General features: G+C 38.6%; 19 protein-coding genes and 1 pseudogene. 15 read left to right on the top strand and 5 right to left on the bottom strand.

Translation table 11 applies throughout. The features are described from left to right. Positions 1-24: 24 nt before the first annotated feature. The 4 genes from G7074_RS05190 to G7074_RS05175 form a co-directional block, all read right to left on the bottom strand. Positions 25-180, bottom strand: a complete 156-nt coding sequence (locus tag G7074_RS05190) for a DUF4295 domain-containing protein (RefSeq protein WP_010599808.1) — start codon at positions 178-180, stop codon at positions 25-27. A gap of 83 nt (positions 181-263) precedes the next feature. Beyond that, on the bottom strand, positions 264-446 hold the full coding sequence (gene rpmG, locus G7074_RS05185; RefSeq protein ID WP_010599807.1) for a 50S ribosomal protein L33: 183 nt from the start codon (positions 444-446) through the stop codon (positions 264-266). Between the two features lie 44 nt (positions 447-490). After that, positions 491-724 (bottom strand): 50S ribosomal protein L28, encoded by a 234-nt coding sequence (rpmB, locus tag G7074_RS05180; protein ID WP_010599806.1) that lies wholly within the window; start codon positions 722-724, stop codon positions 491-493. Between the two features lie 91 nt (positions 725-815). Beyond that, positions 816-1,313 carry a hypothetical protein gene (locus tag G7074_RS05175; protein WP_166207267.1) on the bottom strand — a complete coding sequence of 166 codons (498 nt, stop codon included), beginning with the start codon at positions 1,311-1,313 and terminating at the stop codon, positions 816-818. Between the two features lie 120 nt (positions 1,314-1,433). Between G7074_RS05175 and acs the strand changes: the two genes are divergently transcribed. The 3 genes from acs to G7074_RS05160 all read left to right on the top strand — a co-directional run bounded on the left by acs (position 1,434) and on the right by G7074_RS05160 (position 4,841). Further along, positions 1,434-3,332 carry an acetate--CoA ligase gene (gene acs / locus G7074_RS05170; RefSeq protein WP_166207264.1) on the top strand — a complete coding sequence of 633 codons (1,899 nt, stop codon included), beginning with the start codon at positions 1,434-1,436 and terminating at the stop codon, positions 3,330-3,332. A 161-nt stretch (positions 3,333-3,493) separates the two neighbouring features. Beyond that, positions 3,494-3,679 carry a CsbD family protein gene (locus tag G7074_RS05165; protein ID WP_025145117.1) on the top strand — a complete coding sequence of 62 codons (186 nt, stop codon included), beginning with the start codon at positions 3,494-3,496 and terminating at the stop codon, positions 3,677-3,679. Positions 3,680-3,836: 157 nt separating this feature from the next. Beyond that, the gene (locus tag G7074_RS05160) at positions 3,837-4,841 is read left to right on the top strand and encodes an LLM class flavin-dependent oxidoreductase (RefSeq protein ID WP_124557830.1); all 1,005 of its coding nucleotides are present in this window, start codon (positions 3,837-3,839) and stop codon (positions 4,839-4,841) included. 158 nt (positions 4,842-4,999) lie between these two features. Here G7074_RS05160 and G7074_RS05155 read toward each other — a convergent pair whose 3' ends face one another. Continuing rightward, complete coding sequence (locus tag G7074_RS05155; protein WP_166207261.1) at positions 5,000-7,933, bottom strand: pitrilysin family protein; 2,934 nt, start codon at positions 7,931-7,933, stop codon at positions 5,000-5,002. A 1,054-nt stretch (positions 7,934-8,987) separates the two neighbouring features. On the opposite strand from G7074_RS05155, the gene surE reads away from it, so the two are divergent. The 12 genes and pseudogenes from surE to G7074_RS05105 all read left to right on the top strand — a co-directional run bounded on the left by surE (position 8,988) and on the right by G7074_RS05105 (position 25,068). Further along, positions 8,988-9,833 carry a 5'/3'-nucleotidase SurE gene (gene surE / locus G7074_RS05150; RefSeq protein ID WP_166207258.1) on the top strand — a complete coding sequence of 282 codons (846 nt, stop codon included), beginning with the start codon at positions 8,988-8,990 and terminating at the stop codon, positions 9,831-9,833. Positions 9,834-9,843: 10 nt separating this feature from the next. Further along, positions 9,844-10,116 carry a stationary phase survival protein SurE gene (locus G7074_RS05145; RefSeq protein WP_166207255.1) on the top strand — a complete coding sequence of 91 codons (273 nt, stop codon included), beginning with the start codon at positions 9,844-9,846 and terminating at the stop codon, positions 10,114-10,116. A gap of 172 nt (positions 10,117-10,288) precedes the next feature. Then, positions 10,289-11,395, top strand: coding sequence for a lipid-A-disaccharide synthase (gene lpxB, locus G7074_RS05140; RefSeq protein ID WP_124557835.1), 1,107 nt, complete (start codon positions 10,289-10,291; stop codon positions 11,393-11,395). Between the two features lie 203 nt (positions 11,396-11,598). Beyond that, positions 11,599-12,492, top strand: a complete 894-nt coding sequence (locus G7074_RS05135; protein ID WP_240916468.1) for a LacI family DNA-binding transcriptional regulator — start codon at positions 11,599-11,601, stop codon at positions 12,490-12,492. Between the two features lie 437 nt (positions 12,493-12,929). Then, entirely contained in the window at positions 12,930-15,965 is a 3,036-nt protein-coding gene (locus tag G7074_RS05130) for a SusC/RagA family TonB-linked outer membrane protein (protein WP_124557837.1), read from the top strand. A 10-nt stretch (positions 15,966-15,975) separates the two neighbouring features. Continuing rightward, positions 15,976-17,334 (top strand): RagB/SusD family nutrient uptake outer membrane protein, encoded by a 1,359-nt coding sequence (locus G7074_RS05125; RefSeq protein ID WP_240916467.1) that lies wholly within the window; start codon positions 15,976-15,978, stop codon positions 17,332-17,334. Between the two features lie 23 nt (positions 17,335-17,357). Further along, a complete protein-coding gene (locus tag G7074_RS27000; protein WP_240916548.1) occupies positions 17,358-17,633 on the top strand; it encodes a RagB/SusD family nutrient uptake outer membrane protein in 276 nt (91 codons plus the stop codon). 314 nt (positions 17,634-17,947) lie between these two features. Then, positions 17,948-20,392 carry a glutaminase family protein gene (locus tag G7074_RS05120; RefSeq protein WP_166207252.1) on the top strand — a complete coding sequence of 815 codons (2,445 nt, stop codon included), beginning with the start codon at positions 17,948-17,950 and terminating at the stop codon, positions 20,390-20,392. 103 nt (positions 20,393-20,495) lie between these two features. Next, positions 20,496-21,830, top strand: a complete 1,335-nt coding sequence (locus G7074_RS05115; protein ID WP_255456775.1) for a GH92 family glycosyl hydrolase — start codon at positions 20,496-20,498, stop codon at positions 21,828-21,830. A 23-nt stretch (positions 21,831-21,853) separates the two neighbouring features. Beyond that, positions 21,854-22,761: pseudogene (locus tag G7074_RS27525) on the top strand (GH92 family glycosyl hydrolase). Positions 22,762-22,830: 69 nt separating this feature from the next. Next, entirely contained in the window at positions 22,831-23,595 is a 765-nt protein-coding gene (locus G7074_RS05110; RefSeq protein WP_166207249.1) for an ROK family protein, read from the top strand. Between the two features lie 492 nt (positions 23,596-24,087). Then, the gene (locus G7074_RS05105) at positions 24,088-25,068 is read left to right on the top strand and encodes a basic secretory protein-like protein (RefSeq protein ID WP_166207246.1); all 981 of its coding nucleotides are present in this window, start codon (positions 24,088-24,090) and stop codon (positions 25,066-25,068) included. Positions 25,069-25,194: the final 126 nt, after the last annotated feature.

The raw sequence follows: 25,194 nt of genomic DNA, 5'->3' as shown, positions 1-25,194 counted from the left end.
TTTCAATATTAAAAAATATTAACCTTATTTAGATGCAATAGCATCTTTTACGTGGTCGTTGTGTACGATAAGCTCTTTGAATGAGTAAGCACCAGTTTTAGGTGATTTTACCATTGTAATTACTTTCGAATATTCTTTACCTGTACCTGTTTTAAGGGTTGCAACTACTTTCTTTGCCATGTTCTTATAATTTTAATGATCGAATGATAGATGGATAGAATGGAAGGGCATACCCTAAACCTTCTACCTTTACACCCTCAACCTTATTTAATCTCTTTATGTACGGTTACTTTTCTCAATACCGGGTTGAATTTTTTCAATTCTAAACGCTCAGTAGTGTTTTTACGGTTTTTGGTAGAAATGTACCTAGACATACCTGGCATGCCACTTTCTTTGTGCTCAGTACATTCTAAAATAACCTGAACTCTGTTACCTTTTTTTGCCATTTTAATATTAATTGTAAACTGTTAATCTCAACAGTTAATGTTTTTTACAAAAATCCTTTTTTTACGAAACGGTTGATTGCTTCGCTAATACCCACTTTATTGATGGTTTTAATCGCTGAAGTAGAAACTTTCAACGTAATCCAACGGTCTTCTTCAGGGATATAAAATTTCTGAAGTTTCAAATTCGGATAAAATTTGCGTTTGGTTTTAACGTTCGAGTGTGATACGTTATTACCTTTCATTGCCATTTTTCCTGTTAAATCACAAACTCTTGACATGACTTGTAAATATAGTTGTTAAATATCGTCGCTTAATTTTTTTAAGAGTGTGCAAATATCTGAATAATAATTGTAAAAGGCAAGAGCCTAGCTAATTATTTTTATATTTTATATCAACATCCCATCTTCCTGCTTCCTTTAATTCAAAATCTATGTATTCAGTACCGGCATGCATTCGCAACCGTAATGGAAAATTAATGTTGGTGAGCGTATAAAAATTTTGTGAAGTCGATTTTTTGTCCACTTTTATGTTGTCATATCCACCATTCAAAACCTCAATATTGTCAAATACCGGTCCGGTTTCACTTTTTGCTTCTACCGATTCTGATTTTCCTACAACTCCGTAGGCCGTTGAATTATTATTGATAGCATTTAGTTTTTTTTTGCCAATGGTAATGTAAACAATGTGGCCTGTCTTCTTACTTTTACGAATCTCAACTGACTCTATATTTTTTGATTTCCCCAAAACTTTATAGGTTGTGGTTTTAATCGTGTCGGTTTTATTTGTTAAATGAAGGCGAGTGTTGCCGAAAGTTCTATTCCCCATTACCATGAAGAATAGAAGAAGTGATAAAGCGATATTTTTCATATATCAAAAATAATTATTTTTGATCAAACGTTTGATATTTATTTTGATACGATTTAACTATTTCTCCTTGTTATTATTTATTTAAATTAGCCGCCACTAATCCAAAATATAAAACGAGCAATGCAAATTACATCTTTTAAGCAATACGAAGAAGATTATAAGAAAAGCGTAGAAAATCCTGAACAGTTTTGGGGTGAGGTTGCGCAAAATTTTCAATGGCGCAAACCTTGGTTCAAGGTGTTATCGTGGAACTTTAACGAACCGAATATCAAATGGTTCGAAGGGGCTAAGCTTAATATCACTGAAAATTGTTTAGATCGTCATCTTGCGCTCAATGGCGATAAACCAGCTATTGTCTGGGAACCGAATAACCCGGAAGAAGAGTCGGTTACCTATACCTACAAAATGTTGCACGAGCGCGTTTGCCGCTTTGCCAACGTATTAAAACGCAATGGTGCCAAAAAAGGCGATCGTATTTGTATTTACATGCCTATGGTGCCCGAGCTGGCTATCGCAGTTTTGGCTTGTGCACGTATCGGTGCTGTTCACTCGGTTATTTTCGGTGGTTTTTCTGCCAAATCTATTGCCGATCGTATTAATGATTCGAAATGTAAACTGGTAATTACTGCTGATGGTTCGTACCGCGGCAACAAACAGATTCCACTTAAAGATGTAATAGACGATGCTTTAATTGGCTGTCCAACTGTAGAAAAATGTATTGTATTAACGCATATCCGCACTCCTGTTTCGATGCTAAAAGGGAGGGATGTATGGTGGGAAGATGAGGTAAAACACGTTAACGACATTTGTGAAGCAGAAGAAATGGATGCAGAGGATATGCTTTTCATCCTTTACACTTCCGGTTCTACCGGCAAGCCTAAAGGTGTGGTACATACCTGTGGTGGCTATATGGTGTATGCAGGTTATACTTTCTCAAATGTATTTAACTATAAGCCGGGCGAAGTTTATTTCTGTACAGCAGATATTGGCTGGATTACCGGTCACTCTTACATTGTTTACGGGCCACTTTCGCAAGGTGCTACTTCTGTATTGTTCGAGGGAATACCTACCTATCCAACGCCATCACGTTTTTGGGATGTTGTAGAAAAACACAAAGTAAATACTTTATATACTGCGCCAACCGCTATCCGCTCTTTAATGAGTTACGGCGATGAACCATTAAATGGAAAAGATCTTAGTAGCATCAGGGTATTGGGATCGGTAGGAGAGCCAATTAACGAAGAAGCGTGGCATTGGTTTGATGAGAAAATTGGTAAGGGAAATGCACCAATAGTAGATACCTGGTGGCAAACTGAAACCGGGGGGATTATGATTTCGCCAATTGCAACTGTAACCCCAACAAAACCAAGTTTTGCTACTTTGCCTTTACCCGGTATTCAACCCATTTTAGTTGATGAGAACGGCAAGGAAGTAGAAGGAAACGATGTAATGGGTAACCTGTGTATTAAGTTCCCATGGCCGGGTATGTTGCGTACCACTTATGGCGACCATGAGCGTTGCAAACAGACTTATTTTTCTACTTACGAAAACCTATATTTCACAGGTGATGGTTGTTTACGCGATGCCGATGGTTATTACCGTATTACTGGCCGCGTTGATGATGTATTAAACGTTTCGGGGCACCGGATTGGTACTGCCGAGGTAGAAAATGCAATTAACATGCACGCTGGCGTAGTTGAAAGTGCCGTTGTGGGTTATCCACATGATGTAAAAGGACAGGGTATTTATGCCTTCGTAATTTATCCTGAAATGCATGGCGAAGCCGATTTATCGAAAAAGGATATCCTGCAAACCGTTACCCGTGTAATTGGTGCGATTGCCAAGCCCGATAAGATTTTATTTGTATCTGGATTACCAAAAACCCGGTCGGGTAAAATAATGCGTAGGATATTACGTAAAATAGCCGAAGGTGATACTAGTAATTTAGGCGATACATCTACTTTGTTAGATCCTGCGGTGGTAGAAGAAATTATCGAAGCAGCCAAAGCCTTAAAATAGTTTTTAAAAACGATAAATATTACCTGTCCCCGGAAACTCCGGGGGCTTTTTTTTTGCTCAAAATTTTAAATAGGAGTGAAGTATCTGTTTTATTTCAAAACAATAGCAGGCTATAGCTGTTTTTTAAAGTATAACATTAACATTTAGAAAAACATACACGCATGGATAAGTTAGAATTAAAAGGAAAGTGGAATGAAATAAAAGGGAAAGTTAAACAGGCTTATGCCGATTTAACTGACGATGATTTGAAACATGAGGAAGGGCAGGATGATGAGTTGTTAGGGAAGCTGCAACAAAAAACGGGAAAAGGTAGAGAGGAACTGGTGAAATGGATAAATTCCCTTTAATAGCAGTAGTATAGGAAGATGGGAGCAGTCAAAATTTTGGCTGCTTTCTTTGTTTTATACTTTTCATTAATGTAGCCTTTAGGTCATATGTGCAGGTAACCGCAGGCACTTGCTGGTTTTAAGAATACTTTTGCTGGTGTTAAAATCTCCTATAAAAATGGATTCGAATTTATTAAAAAATATACCTTTCTCTGTGCTCGATCTGGCCACCGTTTTAGATGGACATACCGCCGCCGATACTTTTAAGACAAGTTTAGCACTGGCTAAACAATCAGAAGATTTGGGCTACCGGCGTTACTGGTTTGCCGAACACCACAATATGGCTGGGGTAGCCAGTTCGGCTACAGCTGTGTTAATTGGCTTTATTGCGGGTGGGACAAAATCAATTCGCGTTGGTTCAGGCGGTATTATGTTGCCTAACCACGCACCATTAATTGTAGCCGAGCAGTTTGGTACGCTGGCTTCGCTTTATCCAAACCGCATAGATTTGGGCCTGGGCAGGGCGCCTGGTACCGATCAGGTTACTGCAATGGCCATCAGAGGCGAAAATATGCATGCCGTGCACAGTTTTCCTAATGATATTGATAAGTTGCAGAGGTTGTTCTCGGCCGAAAACAATAAGGCTAGTGTACGCGCTATTCCTGGCGAAGGACTAGATATTCCGATTTGGGTTTTAGGATCGAGTACAGATAGTGCCAGACTTGCAGCAGAAAAAGGTTTGCCATATGCTTTTGCAAGTCACTTTGCTCCTGCTTACTTTGAGCAGGCCATTGCTATTTACCGCAATAACTTTAAGCCTTCTCAGTTTTTGTCAGCGCCCTATGTCATGGCCTGTGTAAATGTGGTAGCTGCCGATACCGATGCCGAAGCCAATCGTTTAGCCACTTCTGTTAAAAGAATGTTTTTAGGCGTAATTACCGGCAAAAGAGAGCTGTTAAAACCAGCAGTTGATAATATTGACCTATATTGGGATCAGCTTGAAAAGGAAGCGGTAGAACAAATGTTGTACTATTCTTTTATTGGAAGTACCGAAACTATAAAAGGAGAGTTGAATAGCTTCATTTCAAAACATGGGGTTAACGAAATCATGAGTACTTCGCATATTTACGATCACCAGTCAAAATTGCATTCGAATAAACTATTTGCCAGTGTTTTCGGATAATTGATTGTAGGTAGATAAAAAAAGCGTTCTGACAAGTGATCAGAACGCTTTTTTATGAATTAATCTAACTTCAGCTTTTAGACTGGGACTTTTACTACCTTAGACATCTTAGGGCATCTAAGCTTTTCGCTTTGGTCTTTCAGCTTTTACCTTTAAAATTAGTATCCAAAAATTTGCTCCAGGCTTAATTTAGTTACCGGACCAAACTTGGCTAAATCGGCCATGTTGATTTTCTTTTCAGAAGCAACAATACAATAGCTGTAAGGCTTGCCCGAAAGATTAGTCTGGTGGAATGATTTTACATCATTGAAGGTTAGCGGTTTTAAGTTAGCATACTCATCAATTCTCGAATCGTGGTCGAAACCAAGTTTTTTATCCGAAAGATAGCTGTAAATGATGCCATCTTTGGTAATACGGCTGGTTTCTAAGCCATTTAATGAGTTGGTTTTAGAAAGTGCGAACGATTTATCAGACTCTGGTAAAGTAGTTAACAAATCATTCATTCCTGCTACTGCATCGTTCATTTTATCAGCCTGTGTACCTACGTATGCAATAATTGCATTTTCTTTATCCTTACTGTTTGGCGAAGAATATACTGCGAAAGTAGAATAAGCTAGAGCTTTAGATTCGCGGATGGTTTGGAATACTACCGAACCCATACCGCCGCCAAAATAATTGTTGAATAAAGCAATTTTTGCTGAATTAGCCGGATCATATAAACCAGCATTGCGCACCCAACGAATTTCTGCCTGAACCATATCATAATCAGCAAAGTAAACTTTAGTCGAATCGGTTTTGGTATAGGTAAATTTCTTAATCGGCGCAGCATCAGTAAATTCTTTTGCCAAAGGATGTGCCTTCACAATATCGGCCGAGAATGCAGCTAGCGTTTTAGGACCGTAATAAGTAATGGTGTGTTTGTAATTGGTTAGATTATGCAAGATGTAAATCAGATCAGCCGATTTCATGTTCTTGATTTCATCGTTTGTTAAACCGTAGTTGAAAGGATTAACCGCACCAAACTGTGCATAACTCATTAAACCACCAAGGATTGATGATTTGTTCAGCTTTGCGTTTTCTCTCGATTTTAACAAACGGCCTTTTAAATCTTCTAAAGCTTTTTCGTTTGGTTTGCAGTTCGCCAAAACATCTTCTACCAAAGCTACAGCTTTGTCGAAATTCTCTTGTAAACCACTAATTGATACCGTTGTTACATCATTACTAACGTTTATGCTATAGCTACATGCAATGTTGTAAAATGCTTTGCTAATATCTTCTGCCGAATATTTATCAGTGCTTAAGAAAGATAAATATTGCGAAGCATAGGGCAACAGTTTGTAATTGTAAGAACCCATATCAAAACGATAGCTCATACGGAAAATTCCGTTTTCGGCATTTTGTACAGCAATTACATCGGCAATACCTGCTTTGCCGAAATTAAGGTCTTTAGTATAATCTAAAAATTTAGGTGCAATTGGTTTTACCGGAGCAGCAATAATGTTTTTTGTAAAAGGAGAAACTTCGTTTACATTGGTTTTAACAGCTGTAATTGTAGGTTTTTCTACTTTAACAATGCTTTTATCTTCACCTTTATGTTTCAGTATAGAAACATAGTTGTTGATGAAAAATTTATTGGCAAAATCTACAATTTCCTTTTTGGTTATTTTAGCCATGGCATCAGTAGAAGCCAATGTTTTGTCCCACTCAGCGCCTCTGTTCTGGATAAAGGCATTCATGGTAGCATCAGCACGTACATCATTATTATCAAACCCTTGCAATTCGGCCAGTTTAATGTTAGCTACAGTTGCTTTAATCAGGCTTTCATCAAACTCGCCTTTTTTAAGCAGTTCTACTTGCTCTAATAACAATTTTTGAGCTTCTTCTAAACTTTGTCCTGCTTTTGGCGATCCCGATAAAATGAAAATACCGTAATCTTTCATCGAATTATAACCCGCACCTGCACGCAACATTTTTTGTTGTTTGTTGATGTTAATATCCATTAAACCAGCTTTACCATTAGATAAAATGCTGCCGATTAAATCTAACAATAAGCTTTGGCGAGTGTTTTGTGCAAAACCTCTGTAAGCAACATATAAATTCTCGGCACTAGGACCGTAAATATCAACTGTTTGTATCTGGGTTAAAGGTTTTTCGGGAGCAGGATTATAAAGCGTAAATGGTTTAGGAACCATGTAAGCAAAATCTTTATCGATTTTTTTAATCAACTCATCATAATTAATATCACCCGACATGATTAAGGCCATGTTATTTGGTACATAATATTTGTTGTAATATTTTCTGATTTCGATTAATGAAGGGTTTTTTAAATGCTCAATGGTACCAATAGTGGTTTGTTGACCGTAATTGTGGGTAGGAAACAATGAGTAAAGCATTTTTTCGTACATTTTACGTCCATCATTATCCATACCGATGTTTTTCTCTTCGTATACCGCTTCTAACTCGGTGTGGAAAATACGGAAAACCGGTGCGCGGAAACGCTCAGCCTGTACTGCAAGAAACTTATCGATAGCATTTGATGGAAGATCTTCTTCGTAAACAGTTTCTTCTACAGAAGTATGTGCATTTGTAGAGCCGCTGCCGATCGATTTCATCATCTTATCGTACTCATTCGCAATCGAATAGTTAGATGCTTCGCCCGAAGTTTTATCTATCTCTTTGTAAATTTCTTTACGCTTAGCCGGATCGGTAGTTTTGTTATAAACCTCGTAAAGCGATTCGATTTTATCCAAAAGTGGTTTTTCTTTGGCATAGTTCAGCGTTCCAAACTTATCGGTTCCTTTAAACAAAAGATGCTCTAAATAGTGCGCCAAACCTGTATTGGTGCGAGGGTCGGTGTTACTACCCGCCCTAACTGCCATTTTGTAGGTAATGTTAGGCTCTTTGTTGTTTTGCGATAAGATTACTGTCAAACCGTTTTTTAGCGTGTAAAAACGTGTCTTAGTCGGGTCGTTGGTTACATATTTATACGTAAATCCGCCCGAGGTCCCTGTTTTCCATTGATAGGTGGTCTGTGCTTTCGCAATAGAACCCGTAATCAGAAAACAAGCCAAAGTAAATAGTTTGAATTTCATTGAAATGGTTTTGGTTTATGATAATGCGCTTGTATTTTGTTTTTTACGATCTGATAAAATACAGCATTCATTTTTAATAAGTTATTTGTTCAAATATATAGCCTTTCTGTTACGTTATGAAATACTTTTTCATTTCAGAACTAAATAGGTAGGAATAAATGATTTTGGCATATAAATCAGATTTATACACCCTTTTCAAACTATAAATTGTCTCTATCCATCACTAGCGCAAGTCTTAGCGGGCCAGACAGTGCTGCAGCTTGACTTATGCTTTTTAGATATGATTGGAATTAGTCTATTGGTTCCTCGTAGGTCGGGGATTTGTAAGCCAGATTGCAGTTGGGTTGTTTCCCGCAGATTGATGTTTCCTTTAACTTTAATAGTTCCATTTTAGATAGCCTTAATTTTTGTATATTAGGTTAAACAAAAGCGATAATACCCCATTTTAGTCAATCTGATTAAAAATCCACAAAACATCACAGCACCCCACCTTTATTCCACATTTACTCCACATTTATGCCACCTTCCAGACAGGCTTGCTTGGGTACTGCTTTGCCTTAGGTGGAGGATTGCTTTGGTTATACACTGGTAAAAGCTAAGTGTTGTTGGCACTTGCCTATACCACAGGTTTAGCAAGCTTTCGGTTGGTGGGTTAAGGATTGTCGAAGAAAAGATTTAGAAACTATGGAGTAGATACCCACTTAAGCCCTGCATCCTGTTACCCGTTGGTGAGGATTTTTAATCTCTTCTGTATTTATATAGATTGTAACGGCATTAATTAATCTCGGAAAAGTATATTATAAGTGAGGGTGATATTAAAAAGCTGTTCCTATTAATTTCATTGATTAACGATAGTGAAATCAGACTATTGATCGCCCCTTTTATTATTGATTACATGTAAATGAAAACACTATTATTTAAAAAGATATTTGATCCAATATATTGATTGGCTAATTATAAATAACATGTTTCTATGGTATGTTCTTAACAGTAATCAGATCTCTTAAAGCAATACTTATTGTGCCTTGAATTTATAATCTGTATTTTTACCGGCATGACAAAGCAGGGCACAAAACCAAATATTTTAGTTGTAAACGACGATGGAATTACAGCTACTGGTATAAAGAATTTAATGGAAGTAATGCAAGAGCTGGGCAATGTGGTTGTGGTAGCTCCCGATAGTCCACAGAGTGGAATGGGGCACGCTATTACCATTGGCAAACCGATTCGTTTTGATAAAGTTGATCTATATGAAGGCGTTGAGATGTATAAATGCAGCGGTACACCTGTTGATTGCGTTAAAATTGCTGTAAATAAAATTTTTAAAGGTAAAAAGCCCGATTTGTGTGTATCCGGAATTAACCATGGTTTAAATAATTCGGTTAATGTACTGTATTCTGGTACCATGTCAGCTGCAGTTGAAGGAGCTATTGAAAAAATACCATCAGTTGGTTTCTCTTTAGATGATTTTGCTGCTGATGCTGATTTTAGTCATACCAAACCTTATATAAAAAATATTTGCGAGCAGCTTCTTGAAAACGGTTTGCCGGAAGGCACCCTTTTAAATGTTAATTTTCCCAAAGGAGATAACCTGAAAGGGGTTAAAGTTTGCCGCCAGGCCAATGCCAAGTGGATGGAGGAGTTTGAAGAAAGAACCGATCCATACAAACGTCCGTATTACTGGCTTACGGGTGTTTTCGAAAACTTTGATAAAGGAGAAGATACCGATGTTTGGGCTTTAGAAAACGGCTACGTATCTATTGTTCCGGTACAGTTCGATTTAACCGCGCACCATGCCATCCAAACGCTAAACACCTGGAATTTTACTGGTGGAAAAGATTCTAAACAGGTAGGCATTGCCACCAAGGTTTCTGCACCCGATGGCATTAATTTAGGTTAACCACAAGGTGATGAACGATCGATTAAAAGCATTGAATAATTCGGTATGGGTTGGTTTGGCAATTGGTTTACTGGTACCGGTAATTTTATGTTCCCTTGCCTTGTATATTATTCACCATGTAGCTTCTTTAACCAAAGCCGATTTGTTATACATTGGTGGCATTGCCGTAAACGCATATACCATGCAATATTTTTTTAAATACAATAAAGAAAATATTGGAAGAGGCATACTGGCCGCTACATTTTTGTGTGCCTTTGCCTTTTTTGCCTACAAAGTCTTTTAGATGATGGAATAGGTAAAATGGATAATGGAAGAAGTAACATGGATGTAGGGGACACTACAATTTCTATCTCAAATCTTATGTCAAAAATAACTGTGCAGAGAACGTGTAAAATAGATGACAGGGATTGTTCCTACATCTTCCATCATCAATCCCACATCTTACATAACAACCTATGAAATACTACCTCGTAGCCGGAGAAGCATCAGGCGATTTACACGGTGCAAACCTAATGAAAGCATTAAAAGCTGAAGATGGTGGAGCTGTATTCCGTTACTTTGGTGGCGATAAAATGGCTGCCGAAGGAGGGGAGCTGGTAAAACATTATGCCGATATGGCTTTTATGGGCTTTACCGAAGTAGTTTTAAACCTGCGTACTATTTTTAAAAACCTTAGCGCCTGTAAACAAGATTTGTTAGCCTGGAAACCTGATGTGTTGATTCTGATCGATTTTCCGGGTTTTAACCTCAAAATTGCAGAGTTTGCCAAAGCACATGGCATAAAGGTTTGTTACTATATTTCGCCAAAGGTTTGGGCCTGGAACCAGAAACGGGTACTCAAAATTAAAAGAGTTGTAGATCATATGTTCTGCATTTTGCCATTCGAGGTAGATTTTTACAAAAGCTGGGGCATGCAGGTAGATTATATTGGCAACCCTTTGTTAGATGAAATTGCACAGTTCACACCCGATCCTGTCTTTCGCGGAAAGCACCAGCTAGGCGATAAAAAAATTATTGCATTATTGCCTGGAAGCCGGAAGCAGGAAATAGAACGATTGCTCCCGGTAATGCTGAGTGTGGTCGAAAATCATAATGATTATACCTTTGTAATTGCTGCTGCACCAACCTTTACAGACCAATATTATCATCAGTTTACTGGCGACAAAAAAGTAGTTTTAGTTTTTAACAATACTTACAACCTGTTACACCAAGCACATGCTGCAATTGTAGCATCGGGTACGGCTACTCTAGAAACAGCCTTGTTTAAAGTGCCTCAGGTGGTGGTTTATAAAGGTGGTACCATTTCTATTGCCATTGCGCGCTTGCTGGTAAAAATTAAGTTTATTTCGCTTGTAAACCTCATCGTAGATAAAAAAATCGTGACCGAGCTAATTCAGGAAGATTGCAATACCCCAAAAATAGACGAAGAGTTAGGTTTAATACTTGGAGGTGCAGGCAGAAGTGAAATGCTGGCGGGTTACGACGAACTTTTAAAATTGATGGGAAAACCTGGCGCATCGGCTAAAACAGCAAAACTGATTAAAGGTTATCTATCTGCGTAATTATTGAACGACTGTAATATTGAATGACTGAGTGTTTTCTGGCGCAACCCCAAATCTCTCATTCAATAATTATTATTCCCCTCTTTCTTTCTAAAACGATTAACATAAAAAATGTTAAATTGCAGTTTTTAAACATGCAAAAAAATAAAAGCTATAATTTTTGCTTAGTTTTGAATGATTAACCTAATAGAACTCCCCGGCACATGAAATCGCTTTCTATCAAAGATATCGCTGTTAAAGCAAACGTATCCATCACTACAGTTTCTTTTATCATTAATGGAAAAGCAAAAGAGAAATCGATTAGTGAGGCAGTAATAGAGAAAGTAGAGAAAATTATTGAAGAAAGCGGGTATAAACCTAATCAGATCGCCCGAAGCCTGCGTACCGGAAATTCGAATATCATTGGCTTGATTATCGAAGATATTTCCAATTCTTTCTTTTCGAGGATAGCAAGGCTAATTGAAGATAAAGCTTACAAAAAAGGGTATAAAATTATTTATTCTAGTACCGAAAACAGTGTAGATAAAGCGAAAGAGCTCATCAACATGTTTAAATCGCGCAAGGTCGATGCCTATATTATTTCGCCAATTAAAGGAATTGAAGAAGATATACAGCTGTTAATAAACGACGGTAATCCTGTAATTCTTTTCGATAGGAACCTGCCCGATATCAGTACCAGTTACGTAGGTGCAGATCATTTTAATGCTTCTTATCAATCCATCAAAAACTTTATCGATCAGGGTAAAAAGAACATTGCCCTGGTAACTATCGATATTAACGTAGAACAGATTACCGAGCGTTTAGAAGGCTATAAAAAAGCACTGGAAGATAACGGAATCAAATACAATGAAGACCTTGTTTTAAAAATCCATTTTAACCAAGAAGAAAGTGAAACCATTGCCCAGATTCAGGGCTTACTGCAGCATAAAGAAATAGATGCTGTGCTGTTTGCTACCAATTACCTGGCCATTAGTGGTTTAAAGGCTTTAAAGCAGATCAATAAAAAAGTAGGGGATGACTTCGCAGTTATTGCTTACGATGATCATGAAGCATTTGAGCTGCATACTCCCGCATTTCTGCTATTCAGCAACCCTTAGAGGAAATAGCCGAAACCATCATCAAACTCATTTTAAGTCAACTTTCTTCAAAAAGCAAATTGCCTGCAGAAGAGGTGATTATCCCCGCCCGTTTAGTGCTTAGAGACTAACAAAAACCGACTTCCGATCAATTGTCATATTTTTTTTACTTACTAAAACGTTTTATTACGATTTAGAATTGCTATTATTGGGCTTGCTAAAACGTTTTAGCATGGCCGGAATAAATTTTATGAGCATTACACCAGTTTCCTACTGATTTTTAAGGGATTGTATCAACACAGGGATGAGTCTTGTCATCGGGGCTCTGTTGTTATCCAATCAAACCTTAAACACGATAAATAGTGTCAGGCAGTATAACCCTTGCCTGGCCTTCGCTTTCGCAGATAAACAATACCAGAAACAATAACTAATCATTTATAATTAAAACAAAACCGTTAATGAAAATTAATTTACTCAAAATTACGGGGCTGTCCGCTGCCATTGTGTTGCTAAACAGTCCTGCGTTTTCAATGAACGCAAAATTAGGAGTTACAGGAGGACGATCGGGCGAGAGCAAGCTGTTGAAACATGCTCTGGTAAGAAAGATCGTCTCAGGAACAATTCTCGATGAAAACAATCTACCAGTACCAGGGGTTGGTATTAAGAATGTAACTTCCGGTAAAGGTGCTGTAACCGATGTAAGCGGAAAGTTTAACATAGAAGCAAATGTAGGTGATGTAATCAGGATCAGCTATGTAGGCTATATCACGCAAAACATTACAATAGCAAATCAAACCACATTAAACATCAAATTAGTGGTATCTGCTGATACCAAGCTGGATGATGTTGTAGTGGTAGGTTATGGTACATTAAGAGAAAAAGAGATTACCTCGGCTATCACTAAAGTAGATTCTACTAAATTCAGACAAAGCGGGTCGAGAAACCCGTTGGATTTATTGGTAGGAAAGGTTGCAGGTTTACAAATCTCTAGAAATAGTTCTAATCCGAACAGTGGAGTAGGTATTCAATTGAGGGGAGTTACCTCTGTATCTGGTACTGCAATCCCCTTAATCATTATTGATGGAATTCCAGGAGGTAACCTTGATCTTTTACAGCAAGACGATATTGAGTCGTTTAGTGTTTTAAAAGATGGATCGGGTGCCGCAATTTACGGAACAAGAGCAAATGCAGGGGTAATCATCGTAACAACGAAAAAAGGCAAAAAAGGACCTGCTCGTTTTGATTACAATGCCTATGTTAGAACAGAAACCCTTGTCAAAAGACCTGACTTTATGAATGCTACTGAATGGAGAACGCGTATTGCAAGTGGTGAGTACAAAGTAGTTGATAAAGGGGGCGATTATGATTACTTCCAGGATCTAATCAATAAAAATAATATATCAAACAACCACAATTTAGCAGTATCCGGAGGTGGTGATAATTCTAGCTATAGAGTAAGTGCGAATTACAGAGAGCTTCAAGGTTTGGCTAAAGAAAACGGACGAAAAGAATATGGTATCCGGGCAAGCTTAACACAAAAAGGTCTGCAAGATAAGCTTCAGGCACAATTCAATGTTTCTACCAATTTTAATAATGCCAACCTATTGGGTGGTGGCGGTTGGGAGAACGTGTTGACAAAGAACCCGACCGAATCTTATTTCAATCCGGATGGTTCTTATCAATTTACTCGTACAATTACCAACGAACTGGCTAGGTTGGAGCAAGAACGCTATGGTTTACAGCAACAGACTACTTCCGTGGATGGTAAGTTGGATTTAGAGGTGATCAAAGATTTAAAGTTAAGTGCATTCTTTGCAGCTCAAAGAAACAATAGAATTTGGAGTGAATATCGTGATAGAGCTAGCCAGAACTCTGTTGAGAATGGAGATGCACCTAATGGTGGATATGCTGCAAAAACTACCGAATTAAACCAAAATATCAACTTCGAACCTACTATTGAGTATACTAAGACTTTCGGGAAACACAAACTCTCTGGAATTGGTGGTTACAGTTTCCGTCGCGAAACCAACGAGGGTTTTAACGCTAATAACCGCGGCTATGTGAATGATTTGTTTGAAGATAACAACCTGGGAAGTGTGCCAGTAAAGGTTACTACAATTGGGATAGGAAGCTTTAAAAATGAGAATACATTGATTGCTGTTTTTGCAAGATTAAACTATTCCTTGAATGATAAATACTTTGCTCAAGCTATCTTCAGAAGAGAAGGTTCTTCTAAGTTTGGAGCAAATAACAAATGGGCTAACTTCCCTGCTATTTCCGGAGGCTGGAATATCACCCAGGAAGAATTCATGAAGAATGTAAGCTGGGTGAACAATTTGAAGCTAAGAGTAGGGTATGGGGAAACAGGTAATTCGGGTATGGGAAATGATGCTGCTCTGGTAACCTTAAACGGTGGAGGGATCTATCTTTTCCCAACAGGCGAGTACCTGCAAACTTATGGTCCAAATAAAAACCCTAATCCTGATTTGAGGTGGGAAACCAAGCAAGAAACTAATATTGGTATAGACTTTACTATCCTAAATAATAAATTAACTGGTTCGATAGATGTATATAAACGAAAAACGAAAGACCTCATAGATACATATACTTCTCCACAACCTCCTTTTGTAACATCATCAATTACGACAAACGTTGGATCAATTTCAGCTAAAGGTATTGAGGTTTCTTTAAGCTACGCGGCTATTAAAAATAAAGATTTCAGTTGGAGCGTAGATTTTGCAGGTAGTACGACAGAAAATATCCTGGACACTTACTCAAATAGTGAATATCGCAGAGACATGAGAACTTTTGGCTCGATTGGTGGTTTCGGAGCGCTGGGAGATGCATTTAGAACCTACGAAGGTAGAAAAGTTGGCGAATTTTGGGGAAAACGCTTCGCTGGCTTCAGCCCTGATGGCAAATGGACTTTCTTCAATAGAAATAATGAAGTCGTGACTAATGCTCAAATTAACACCTCAGTATTCAGAGACCAAACTGACCTTGCTGTAATCGGGAACGCAGTTCCAAAGTACTATTTATCCTTAACAAACAACTTTACCTACAAAGGATTTGATTTAAGAGTATTCTTGAGAAGTAAGCTTGATTTTGATGTGCTCAATACAATGGCCATTTCTTATGGCAATAAAAATGGTGCCTCTACAAATCTTTTAAATAGTGCTTTCACCAAATATGCCGATCTGAAAGACACTTATATGTATACTGATTATTACTTAGAGAGTGGTAGTTTCCTTAAACTTGATGAAGTAACACTTGGCTATACCTTTAAACTTAAAACTAAATATGTGAGAACACTAAGATTGAACTTGACTGGACAAAATCTGGTGACCATCACTGGTTACACAGGGAATGACCCAGACTATATTCAAGATACAGGTTTAGGGCAAGAAATCAACGGCAGAAGCTTAGGTATCGATACCAGAAGCCCTTACCCAGCAACAAGACAATTCTTATTTGGCGTTAATTTCGGATTTTAATTTTTAAGTAATGAAAAGATATAAAAAAATAATATTAGCAGTGCTTGTGGCAGCACCAACATTGCTCCTAAATAGCTGCTCTAAACTAGATCAACCGATTTATGATCAACTGATTGCAGATAATTTCTACAACAATAAAAATGAGGTTTTATCTGCTGTGTTAAGACCATATACGCACGCTAATGCTTGGGTTACGCCATCAGGTCAGGACGGATGGTGGAGACCAGCTGAACTGTCAGGAGATCAATTGGCCTGGCCAACTAAAGGACGTCACGGCGAAGATGGTGGTAAATGGAAAAGACTACATTACCATACGTGGTTAAGCGATGATGGGCCATTGAACAACGCTTGGGTGTTGATGTATTGGGGAATGGGTTTATGTAATTCTCCAATCGAAAACTTAGAAAAGAAAAGTATAGCAGAAATGGGTATTACACAAGCAGAAAAAGATGCCTACATTGCTGAGTTAAAACTATTCCGGGCTTTCCATTATTTAAAATTAATGGATCTTTTTGGAAACATTCCTGTAGTTACCCAAGTAGGTGTTCCGGCTAAGCCAGCAACATTGCCTCGTGCACAGGTTTTTGCTTTTGTCGAAAAAGAAATCAAAGAAAATATCGATAAAGCACCAAAATTATCTAGGAACATGATTGGCAGGATGAGTCAGGCTGGTGCGTATGCAATGTTGGTAGAGCTCTATCTGAATGCTGAAATTTGGACAGGTACAGCAAGATGGGACGATTGTATTGCTGCAGCAAATAAACTGATTGCAGGTGATGGTGGTGCGCAGAACGGGACTATGCAGTTAGATCCAAACATCACTGATCCATTCAAGTCTACTAACGATTTATCCAAAGAAGTGATTTTTTCAATCGCTTATGAGTTTGCAAAAGCTTCTTTTCAACCCTCGTGGACAGGTGAATTCTTTCACTTTCAGCAAGATCAAATTTATGGTGGTGCCAGAAATGGTAACGATGGGATTGTTGTAGTGCCCGGAAATTTTACAAAATACGAGGATGAAGATTTAAGAAAGAGAACCTGGCTCTTAGAGGGGCCAATGGTTAGATTTGACAATGGTCAACCGGCGCTTGCCAGAGGAGGAAACGAATATGATGGTCAACAGATTGTTTTTGTAGATAACATCCGCAAAAATAAAACTGGATCTACCGTATCCAATATGAGTGAAGGTGAAGAAAACAGCGGTGTCCGTTTCAATAAATACAAATTAGGCAATCAGGTTGCAGGCATTGTAAATGGAGTAGCTGTACCCATTGATCAAAACTACAACAATACAGATTGGAATATTTACCGTTTAACCTGGGTATATTTTGCCAAGGCAGAAGCAATAATGCGTAAAAATGGGGAGTAGCCACTGCAGAAGCTGTACAATTAATCAATGATTGTAAAAAAAGAGCTTTTACTGATGCAAATTGGGCGACAAGGGCTTACACACCAGGAACGTTAACCTTAAATGAGCTCCTATCTGAAAGAGGCAGGGAGTTTATTTTTGAAGGTTTTAGAAGAAATGACCTTATTAGATTTGGTAAATTTACTACCGAAAGCTGGTGGGATCATACCCCTTCTGCTGCATTCAGGAATTTGTATCCAATTCCTCAGGTTCAGCGTACACTTAATGAAAACTTAGCCCAAAATCCAGGCTATAATTAATAAATAGCTTAGGTATAGAAGAAAGCCGCAGTATAAGATAATTATGCTGCGGCTTCTTTTTTATTTTATTATGCTAGCCGCTTTTATATTAGTGATATGTAACCTATATGTTACGAATCGAAGCGGCGAAAAGTGTATTATTTTTTACTAATATTGATTTAGTAAAACGTTTTACTTTGTTTAATCATTTTTAACTGTAAAAACGACATTTAACCAGCATTATCTACATTATCTATTTAGGCTTTGATATAAGATATTTGGTGAATAAACTGGTAAAACGTTTTATCAACTGCAATGAAACCAAATATTAATTTATGAGAAAACTTTCCTTACTAGCACTTTGTCTTTTTTTTAGCTTAATTACGAGAGCGCAAGACAAAGCCCCGGCCTATCCCTTAATTACCCACGATGCTTATTTCAGTATCTGGTCTTTTGGCGAAGGCCTTACCAACTCTGTTACCAAACATTGGACCGGCAAAGAGCAGTCGTTATTGGGCATTATAAAAGTGGATGGTAAATTATATCGCTTTTTAGGCGAGGAAAGCAAAACTTTCAAAACCATACTTCCGGCTGCTGATGAATCGAAATATCAGGCAAGTTATAGCTTTGAAAAACCTCAGGAGGGTTGGGAAAGCAACACTTACAAAGATACTGACTGGAAAAAAGCAGAAGCACCTTTTGGCGATGACGAGCGAGCCAAAACAAAATGGACAACTAACGATCTTTACTTCCGCAGAACTTTCGATATAACCAATGTTTCTGCTACAAAAAAATATTTAAAGCTTAATCACGATGACAATGTAATCGTTTATCTAAATGGTAAGGTTATTTACAGAAAAAATGGTTGGGTTTCAGATTACGCCTACCTCCCAATTGAGAATAGCACGCTGCAGAAAGGCAAAAATGTATTGGCCATCTACGTTAAAAATACAGCAGGTGGTCGTCATTTAGATGCCGGTATTGTAGAGGAAGAGGCATCAGATATTAAAACAGATGTAGCTACGCAAACCCATGTAAACATTCAGGCCACCAGCACACAATATACTTTTAGCTGTGGTCCGGTAAAGTTAAAGGTCGATTTTACCTCGCCTTTATTGGCTAATGATATTAAACTAACCGCTCGCCCGATTAGTTATATCAGCTATGCAGTAAACGCTACTGATGGCAAAACACACCAGGTTGATGTTTACTTCAGTGCTTCATCCAACATTGCCGTAAATAATCCTACCCAACCCGTTTCTGCATGGAAAAATACCAGCAACAATTTATCGGTATTAAAAACAGGTACCGTGGAACAACCCATATTGAAAAAACGTGGCGATGACCTGCGTATCGATTGGGGTTACCTGTATGTTGCCGTTCCTACAAAATTTAAAGCCACTCAGTTTATCGGTACACCAAACGAAAGTCTGAAAGCTTTTCTTTCGACAAAGTACCCTGCACAAAAGCAGGTGTTAAATACCAAAAATTTAAGTCTGAGTAATGTGATACCTTTTGGTACTGTTTCTTCTGCCCTGGTAGAAAAATATGTAATGCTGGGCTACGATGATTTAAAATCTGTAGAATACTTTGGCGAAAAACTATCACCCGTTTGGCGACAAACTGGTGGTCAGAATTTTGAAGATCAACTTGCCGAAGCCGCTGCACGATATTCTGCCTTAAAATCTGAATGTGCTGCATTTGATGCTAAATTATACGCCGATGCCAAAAAGGCCGGAGGGGTAGAATACGCCGATATGTGTAAATTGGCTTATCGGCAGGCCATTGCTGCCCACAAAATTGTTTATGCACCAAATGGTGATATCCTTTTCCTATCCAAAGAAAATTTCAGTAATGGCTCTATCAATACAGTAGATGTTACTTACCCTTCAGCGCCGCAATTTTTGGTATATAACCCCGAATTACTAAAAGGGATGCTAAACGGTATTTTCTATTACTCTGAAAGTGGTAAGTGGAAAAAACCTTTCCCTGCACACGATTTGGGTACTTATCCGTTGGCCAACGGGCAAACCTATGGCGAAGATATGCCTGTGGAAGAAGCAGGTAACATGATTATTTTAACCGCAGCCATTACCAAGGCCGAGGGCAATGCAAAATATGCCGAAAAACACTGGGAGGTAATGTCGGTATGGGCGAACTATTTATTGAGAGAAGGATTTGACCCTGCAAACCAGCTTTGTACCGATGATTTTGCCGGTCATTTGGCCCGCAATGCAAACTTATCAGTAAAGGCAATTGTAGCCTTGGGAGGTTACGCACAAATGGCACAACAACTGGGTAAAACCGATATAGCGACGAAATACAGAACGGCAGCTTTGCAAATGGCTCAAAACTGGATGAAAATGGCCGATGATGGCGATCATTATGCCTTAACCTTTAACGATAAAAATACCTGGAGCCAGAAATATAATCTGGTATGGGATAAACTGTTAAAACTGGATCTGTTCCCTAAAGAGGTTTACAAAAAAGAAATCAATTTCTATTTAACCAAACAAAAAGATTTTGGCTTGCCTCTCGATAGTCGCAGGACTTACACCAAATCGGATTGGATTATGTGGACTGCTACTTTGGCTGATAAAGACACAGATTTCAGAAAATTTATAAGCCCGATATATCGTTTTGCAACCGAAACCCAAAGTAAAGTACCATTAAGCGATTGGCACGAAACCACCAATGGCAAAATGACGGGCTTCCAGGCGAGGAGCGTAGTTGGCGGCTATTTTATTAAAATGCTGGCCGATAAATGGGAAATTAAATAAGCTATAACCAGCATGGCCTGCAGTATAAAACTGGAGTGTACATGCTGGTTTTTAAAGGTATGTGGCTTGCAAAAAGCGCAAAAGATAAACACACAAATAAACAATGAAAATTAAATTAATCGCATCCGTTCTGTTTTGTCTTTCTGCCAAGGGGTTATTGGCACAGCAAAAAGATTGGGTACAGTACGTAAACACCTTGCAGGGAACCAACTCCAAACACGAGTTAACCCGTGGCAATACCTACCCCACAACCTCATTGCCCTTTGGCATGCACACCTGGACACCCCAAACTGGTAGAAACGGCGATGGCTGGAAATACCAGTATTTTAAAGATAAAATAAGAGGTTTTCAGCAGGCACACCAATGCAGTTCATGGACCAGAGATTATGCCGTATTTTCTTTAATGCCAGTGGTTGATGAGCTGGTAGTTGATGAAAACAAGCGTGAGACAAAATTTAGTCATAACAACGAAATAGCCAAACCGAACTATTATAAGGTAAAGTTCGAAAACGATATTACTACCGAAATTTCGCCTTCAGAGCGTGGGGCGCACCTGCGTTTCAGCTATCCAAAAGGTAAAAGAAGTTTTCTGGTTTTAGATGGTTACAACCGGTTAAGCGGTGTACAGATTTTTCCAAAAGAAAATAAAATTACCGGTTGGGTAAATAACGGCGAAGGGTTTAAAAGGGGTTGGAAAAGCTATTTTGTAATTCAGTTCGATCAGCCCATTAAATCGTACGGAACATGGGAAAACAAAAACAACACGGTTTCTGCCGATTCTACCGCTGCAGAGGGGCTGGGTAAAGGTGCCTTTGTGCAGTTCGAAGCCGGAGCAAAAGTGCAGATTAAAACTGCTTCATCTTATATCAGTTTAAAACAAGCCGAGCTGAATTTAAAAAGAGAACTGGGCAACGATAAAAACCTGGAAGATACCAAAGCAAATGCCGCTGCGGTATGGAATAAATCGCTTGGCAAAATTGAAGTAGAAGGTGGATCGAAAACCGATATGGAAACCTTTTATTCTTGCTTCTTCAGGGCGAGTTTATTTTCGAGAAAGTTTTATGAACTGAACGAAGCAGGTAAACCTTATTATTTTAGTCCTTACGATGGTAAAGTACATGATGGGTACATGTTTACCGATACTGGTTTTTGGGATACTTTCAGGGCACAATTTCCATTAAATACATTGGTTCAGTCCGAAATGCATGGCCGTTATATGCAAGCCCTGCTTGATGCTTATCAGCAATGCGGCTGGCTGCCGTCATGGTCTTTCCCGAGCGAAGCCGGAAGTATGATCGGAAACCACGCCATTTCGTTATTAACCGATGCCTGGTCAAAGGGAATCAGGACCTTCGACCCTAAGAAAGCTTTGGATGCCTATTACCACGAAGCCATGAACAAAGGTCCCTGGGGCCGGCAAATGGCAGGGATGGCGTAAAAGAATATAACGAGCTGGGTTATGTGCCCTATCCAAAATACAGAGAAGCAACTGCTAAAACTTTAGAGTATGCCTACGATGATTATTGTGCCTACCATTTGGCCAAAATGATCGGGGATAGGCACTACATGGAGGTTTTTGAAAAACCGATGTACAATTATAAAAATGTTTACGATGCTTCTACACGTTTTATGCGTGGTAAAGATGTGAGTGGAAAATGGTCGCCTAATTTCGACCCGATAGAGTGGGGTGGACCTTTTACCGAAGGCAATGCCTGGCATTATCACTGGTCGGTTTTTCAGGATACCAAAGGCCTGATTGATTTAATGGGCGGATACCAAAACTTTACCGCAAAACTCGATTCAGTTTTTAGCGAGCCCAATAAGGTAAATGTAGGCTCATACGGTGGCTTGATACACGAAATGACCGAAATGGTAATGGCCAACATGGGACAATATGCCCATGGTAATCAACCCATACAACACATGGTTTACCTGTACAATTATGCCAACCAACCCTGGAAATCGCAATTTTATGCCCGCGAGGTGATGCGTAAACTGTACGATGCCACGGAAAACGGTTACCCTGGAGATGAAGATCAGGGGCAAACCTCGTCGTGGTATGTATTAAGTGCGCTAGGCTTTTACAGTGTAACCCCGGTACCGGTGAATATGTATTGGGAAGCCCGGTATTTAAAAAAACGACCATTAATTTAGAAAACGGTAAAAAATTCGTGATCGAAGCACCGGCCAACGATGTCAGCCATGTTTACATTAAATCGGCAACACTTAATGGTAAAAACTTCACCAAAAACTTCATCAATCACAGCGATTTGTTAAAGGGAGGGGTACTAAAATTAGAAATGAATGTTAAACCTTCGTTAAATAGAGGGTTATTAGCTGAAGATAAGCCATTTTCGCTTAGCAAATAGATAAGGAATTACTACTTTTGCAAATTATTAAAAAGTAGGAAGAGTAAATAACAGAAATATAAATATAGAATGGAAAAGCCTGTTGCATTAGGTGTAGATATTGGCGGCTCGCATATTACGGCCGCATTGGTGGATTTAGAAACAAGAACTTTGGTGAAAGATTCTATCAAGCGTAGCCCTGTGAATTCACAGGAGAGTAAAGAAGTGATTTTATCAGCATGGTGCGATATCATTGATAAGGCTTTTAAAAACATTAAAAATGGCGTTCGCAGTGTGGGTATTGCCATGCCAGGCCCATTTAATTACAGCGAAGGCATTTCTTTAATTAAAGAACAGGATAAGTTTAAAGCACTTTATCAAATTAATGTTAAAGAAGAACTTTCCAAAAGATTGGATATCCCTACTGATCATATTCACTTTATAAACGATGCGGCAGGCTTTTTGCAAGGCGAGGTTTTTGCAGGCGCAGCCAAAGGAAATGCAAGTGTATTGGGCTTAACGCTTGGTACAGGGTTGGGTTCATCGCTATGCCTCAACTATAAAGCTTTCGATGCTGACCTTTGGAACTCCGAATTTTTAGACGGAATTGCCGAAGATTACTTATCTACACGCTGGTTCGTAAAACGTTTTAACCAGCTTAGCGGAAAAGTGGTAGCCGGCGTTAAGGAGCTTGTCGAGATTGTAGAAACCGATCACCATGCAACCATGGTTTTTATGGAATTTGGTAATAACCTGGCTCAGTTCTTAATTCCGATTATAAAAGAACATAAAATTGATACCGTTATTATTGGTGGTAATATTGCACAATCATTTAATGCTTTTGCCCCGAACTGATTGCCACACTGAAAGGTAATGGCATTGAAACGGAAATAAAAATATCAGAACTTAAAGAGCATGCAGCTCTTATCGGTGCCGCAAGTTGTTGCGATTTAAGCCTTACCTAAGACTGGTTCTTATCTCTTTTTCTACAGAGGCTGTTTCATCAAACCTAGTTTGTTATTGGTGAAACAGCCTCTTTTGTATCCTGCCGGCGAGAAAAATTTTCTGTAATATTTTTATTTCTAATTGCCGCTGTGGCATTTGGCTGTGCGTTTAGTGAAAATTTCTGTCCCAAAAAGTCTGAATTAATTTTTGCTTACGTAGTAATATGCTTATTATTGCTTACTTAAACGTTTTAGTTTTATTTTAAAGCTATATTTTTTAGGTTTATCTTAAAATAATGTGTCGTTTTTTGATGCATCGCTACCCATACCAGCGAAGTTGTTTACCTAGCTATTTGATTTTTTAAGCCCACGTTCATATTTATCATACACCCAAACAAACCAAATGAAAAAGAAATTTTTAATCCTTGCCTTAGCCTCGCTTTTAGGTACCGGTGCTTTTGCTCAAAACCGTGGGCAAAGAGAATATAAAATTATCATTAACGATGCAGATAGTGTTACTAATGCCGATGTAGATGCCAAATTAAAGGCTGCTTTTTTTCAGGTTTATCCAGGTTTTGCTCAGGCAGATGGATACCGTACAAAAAGAAATGTGGAGCTGGATTTTGTAACCGACGAAACACCAACAATTAAGGCCAGAGCTGGAGAAATAAAAGTAAACAGCGAATGGGTTAAAAATAAATCGCAAAAGAAAATAGAAAAAGAGCTGTTTACTGCGCTTTCAAAAAACTGGGTTTCCTACAGCAAAGAAAAACATAAAGGCTATACCTTAACCTTAATCAGTAAAGACCCCAATTTAGATCCGGTGGTTAGAAAAAAACTCATTAAAACCTATTTCGAAATTTACCCTACACTGGTTAAAACCTTTAATAACAAATCTACTAACAATGTACTTTTTGTAGTCGATACGGCATATAAGGCTGTTGCAGAAGCCAGCGGAAACCGGATTCTTTTCAGTGCAGGTTATATGAAAGCACATCCTACTGATATCGATGTGGTAACACACGAAACCATGCACATTGTACAAGGCTATGGCTACAGTGCAGGTCCGGTTTGGTTAACCGAGGGCATTGCCGATTATGTGCGCTATAAATACGGGGTAGATAATGTAGGTTCTAAATGGAGCTTACCGGCATATAACGATAAACAGAGCTACAAAAATAGTTATCGCATTACCGCACGTTTTTTCGCATGGTTAGAGCAAAATGTAAAACCAGGATTAATTGCCACCTTGGATCAGCAGTTGAGGGCACACCAATACACCGAGCAATCGTGGGCAGCTTTAACCGGCAAAACTGTCGAACAGCTTTGGGAAGATTACAGTAAGGAACCACAAAAAGTAACGCTAACTTATAGCAGTAAATAATAACGCCTGGTTAGGGGCGGGAAGTAAAATAATCGTTGGTAAAGTAAAATTTTTGATCATTTAGTAAAACGTTTTACATATTATATTTATTTTGCAGAACCAAACGTGCTAACCAAAGCCATAAAT

Source organism: Pedobacter sp. HDW13 (assembly GCF_011303555.1).
Classification (GTDB): Bacteria; Bacteroidota; Bacteroidia; order Sphingobacteriales; family Sphingobacteriaceae; genus Pedobacter.
Note: the sequence above shows the minus strand (reverse complement) of the source record. Positions and strands in the feature narration are given on the sequence as shown.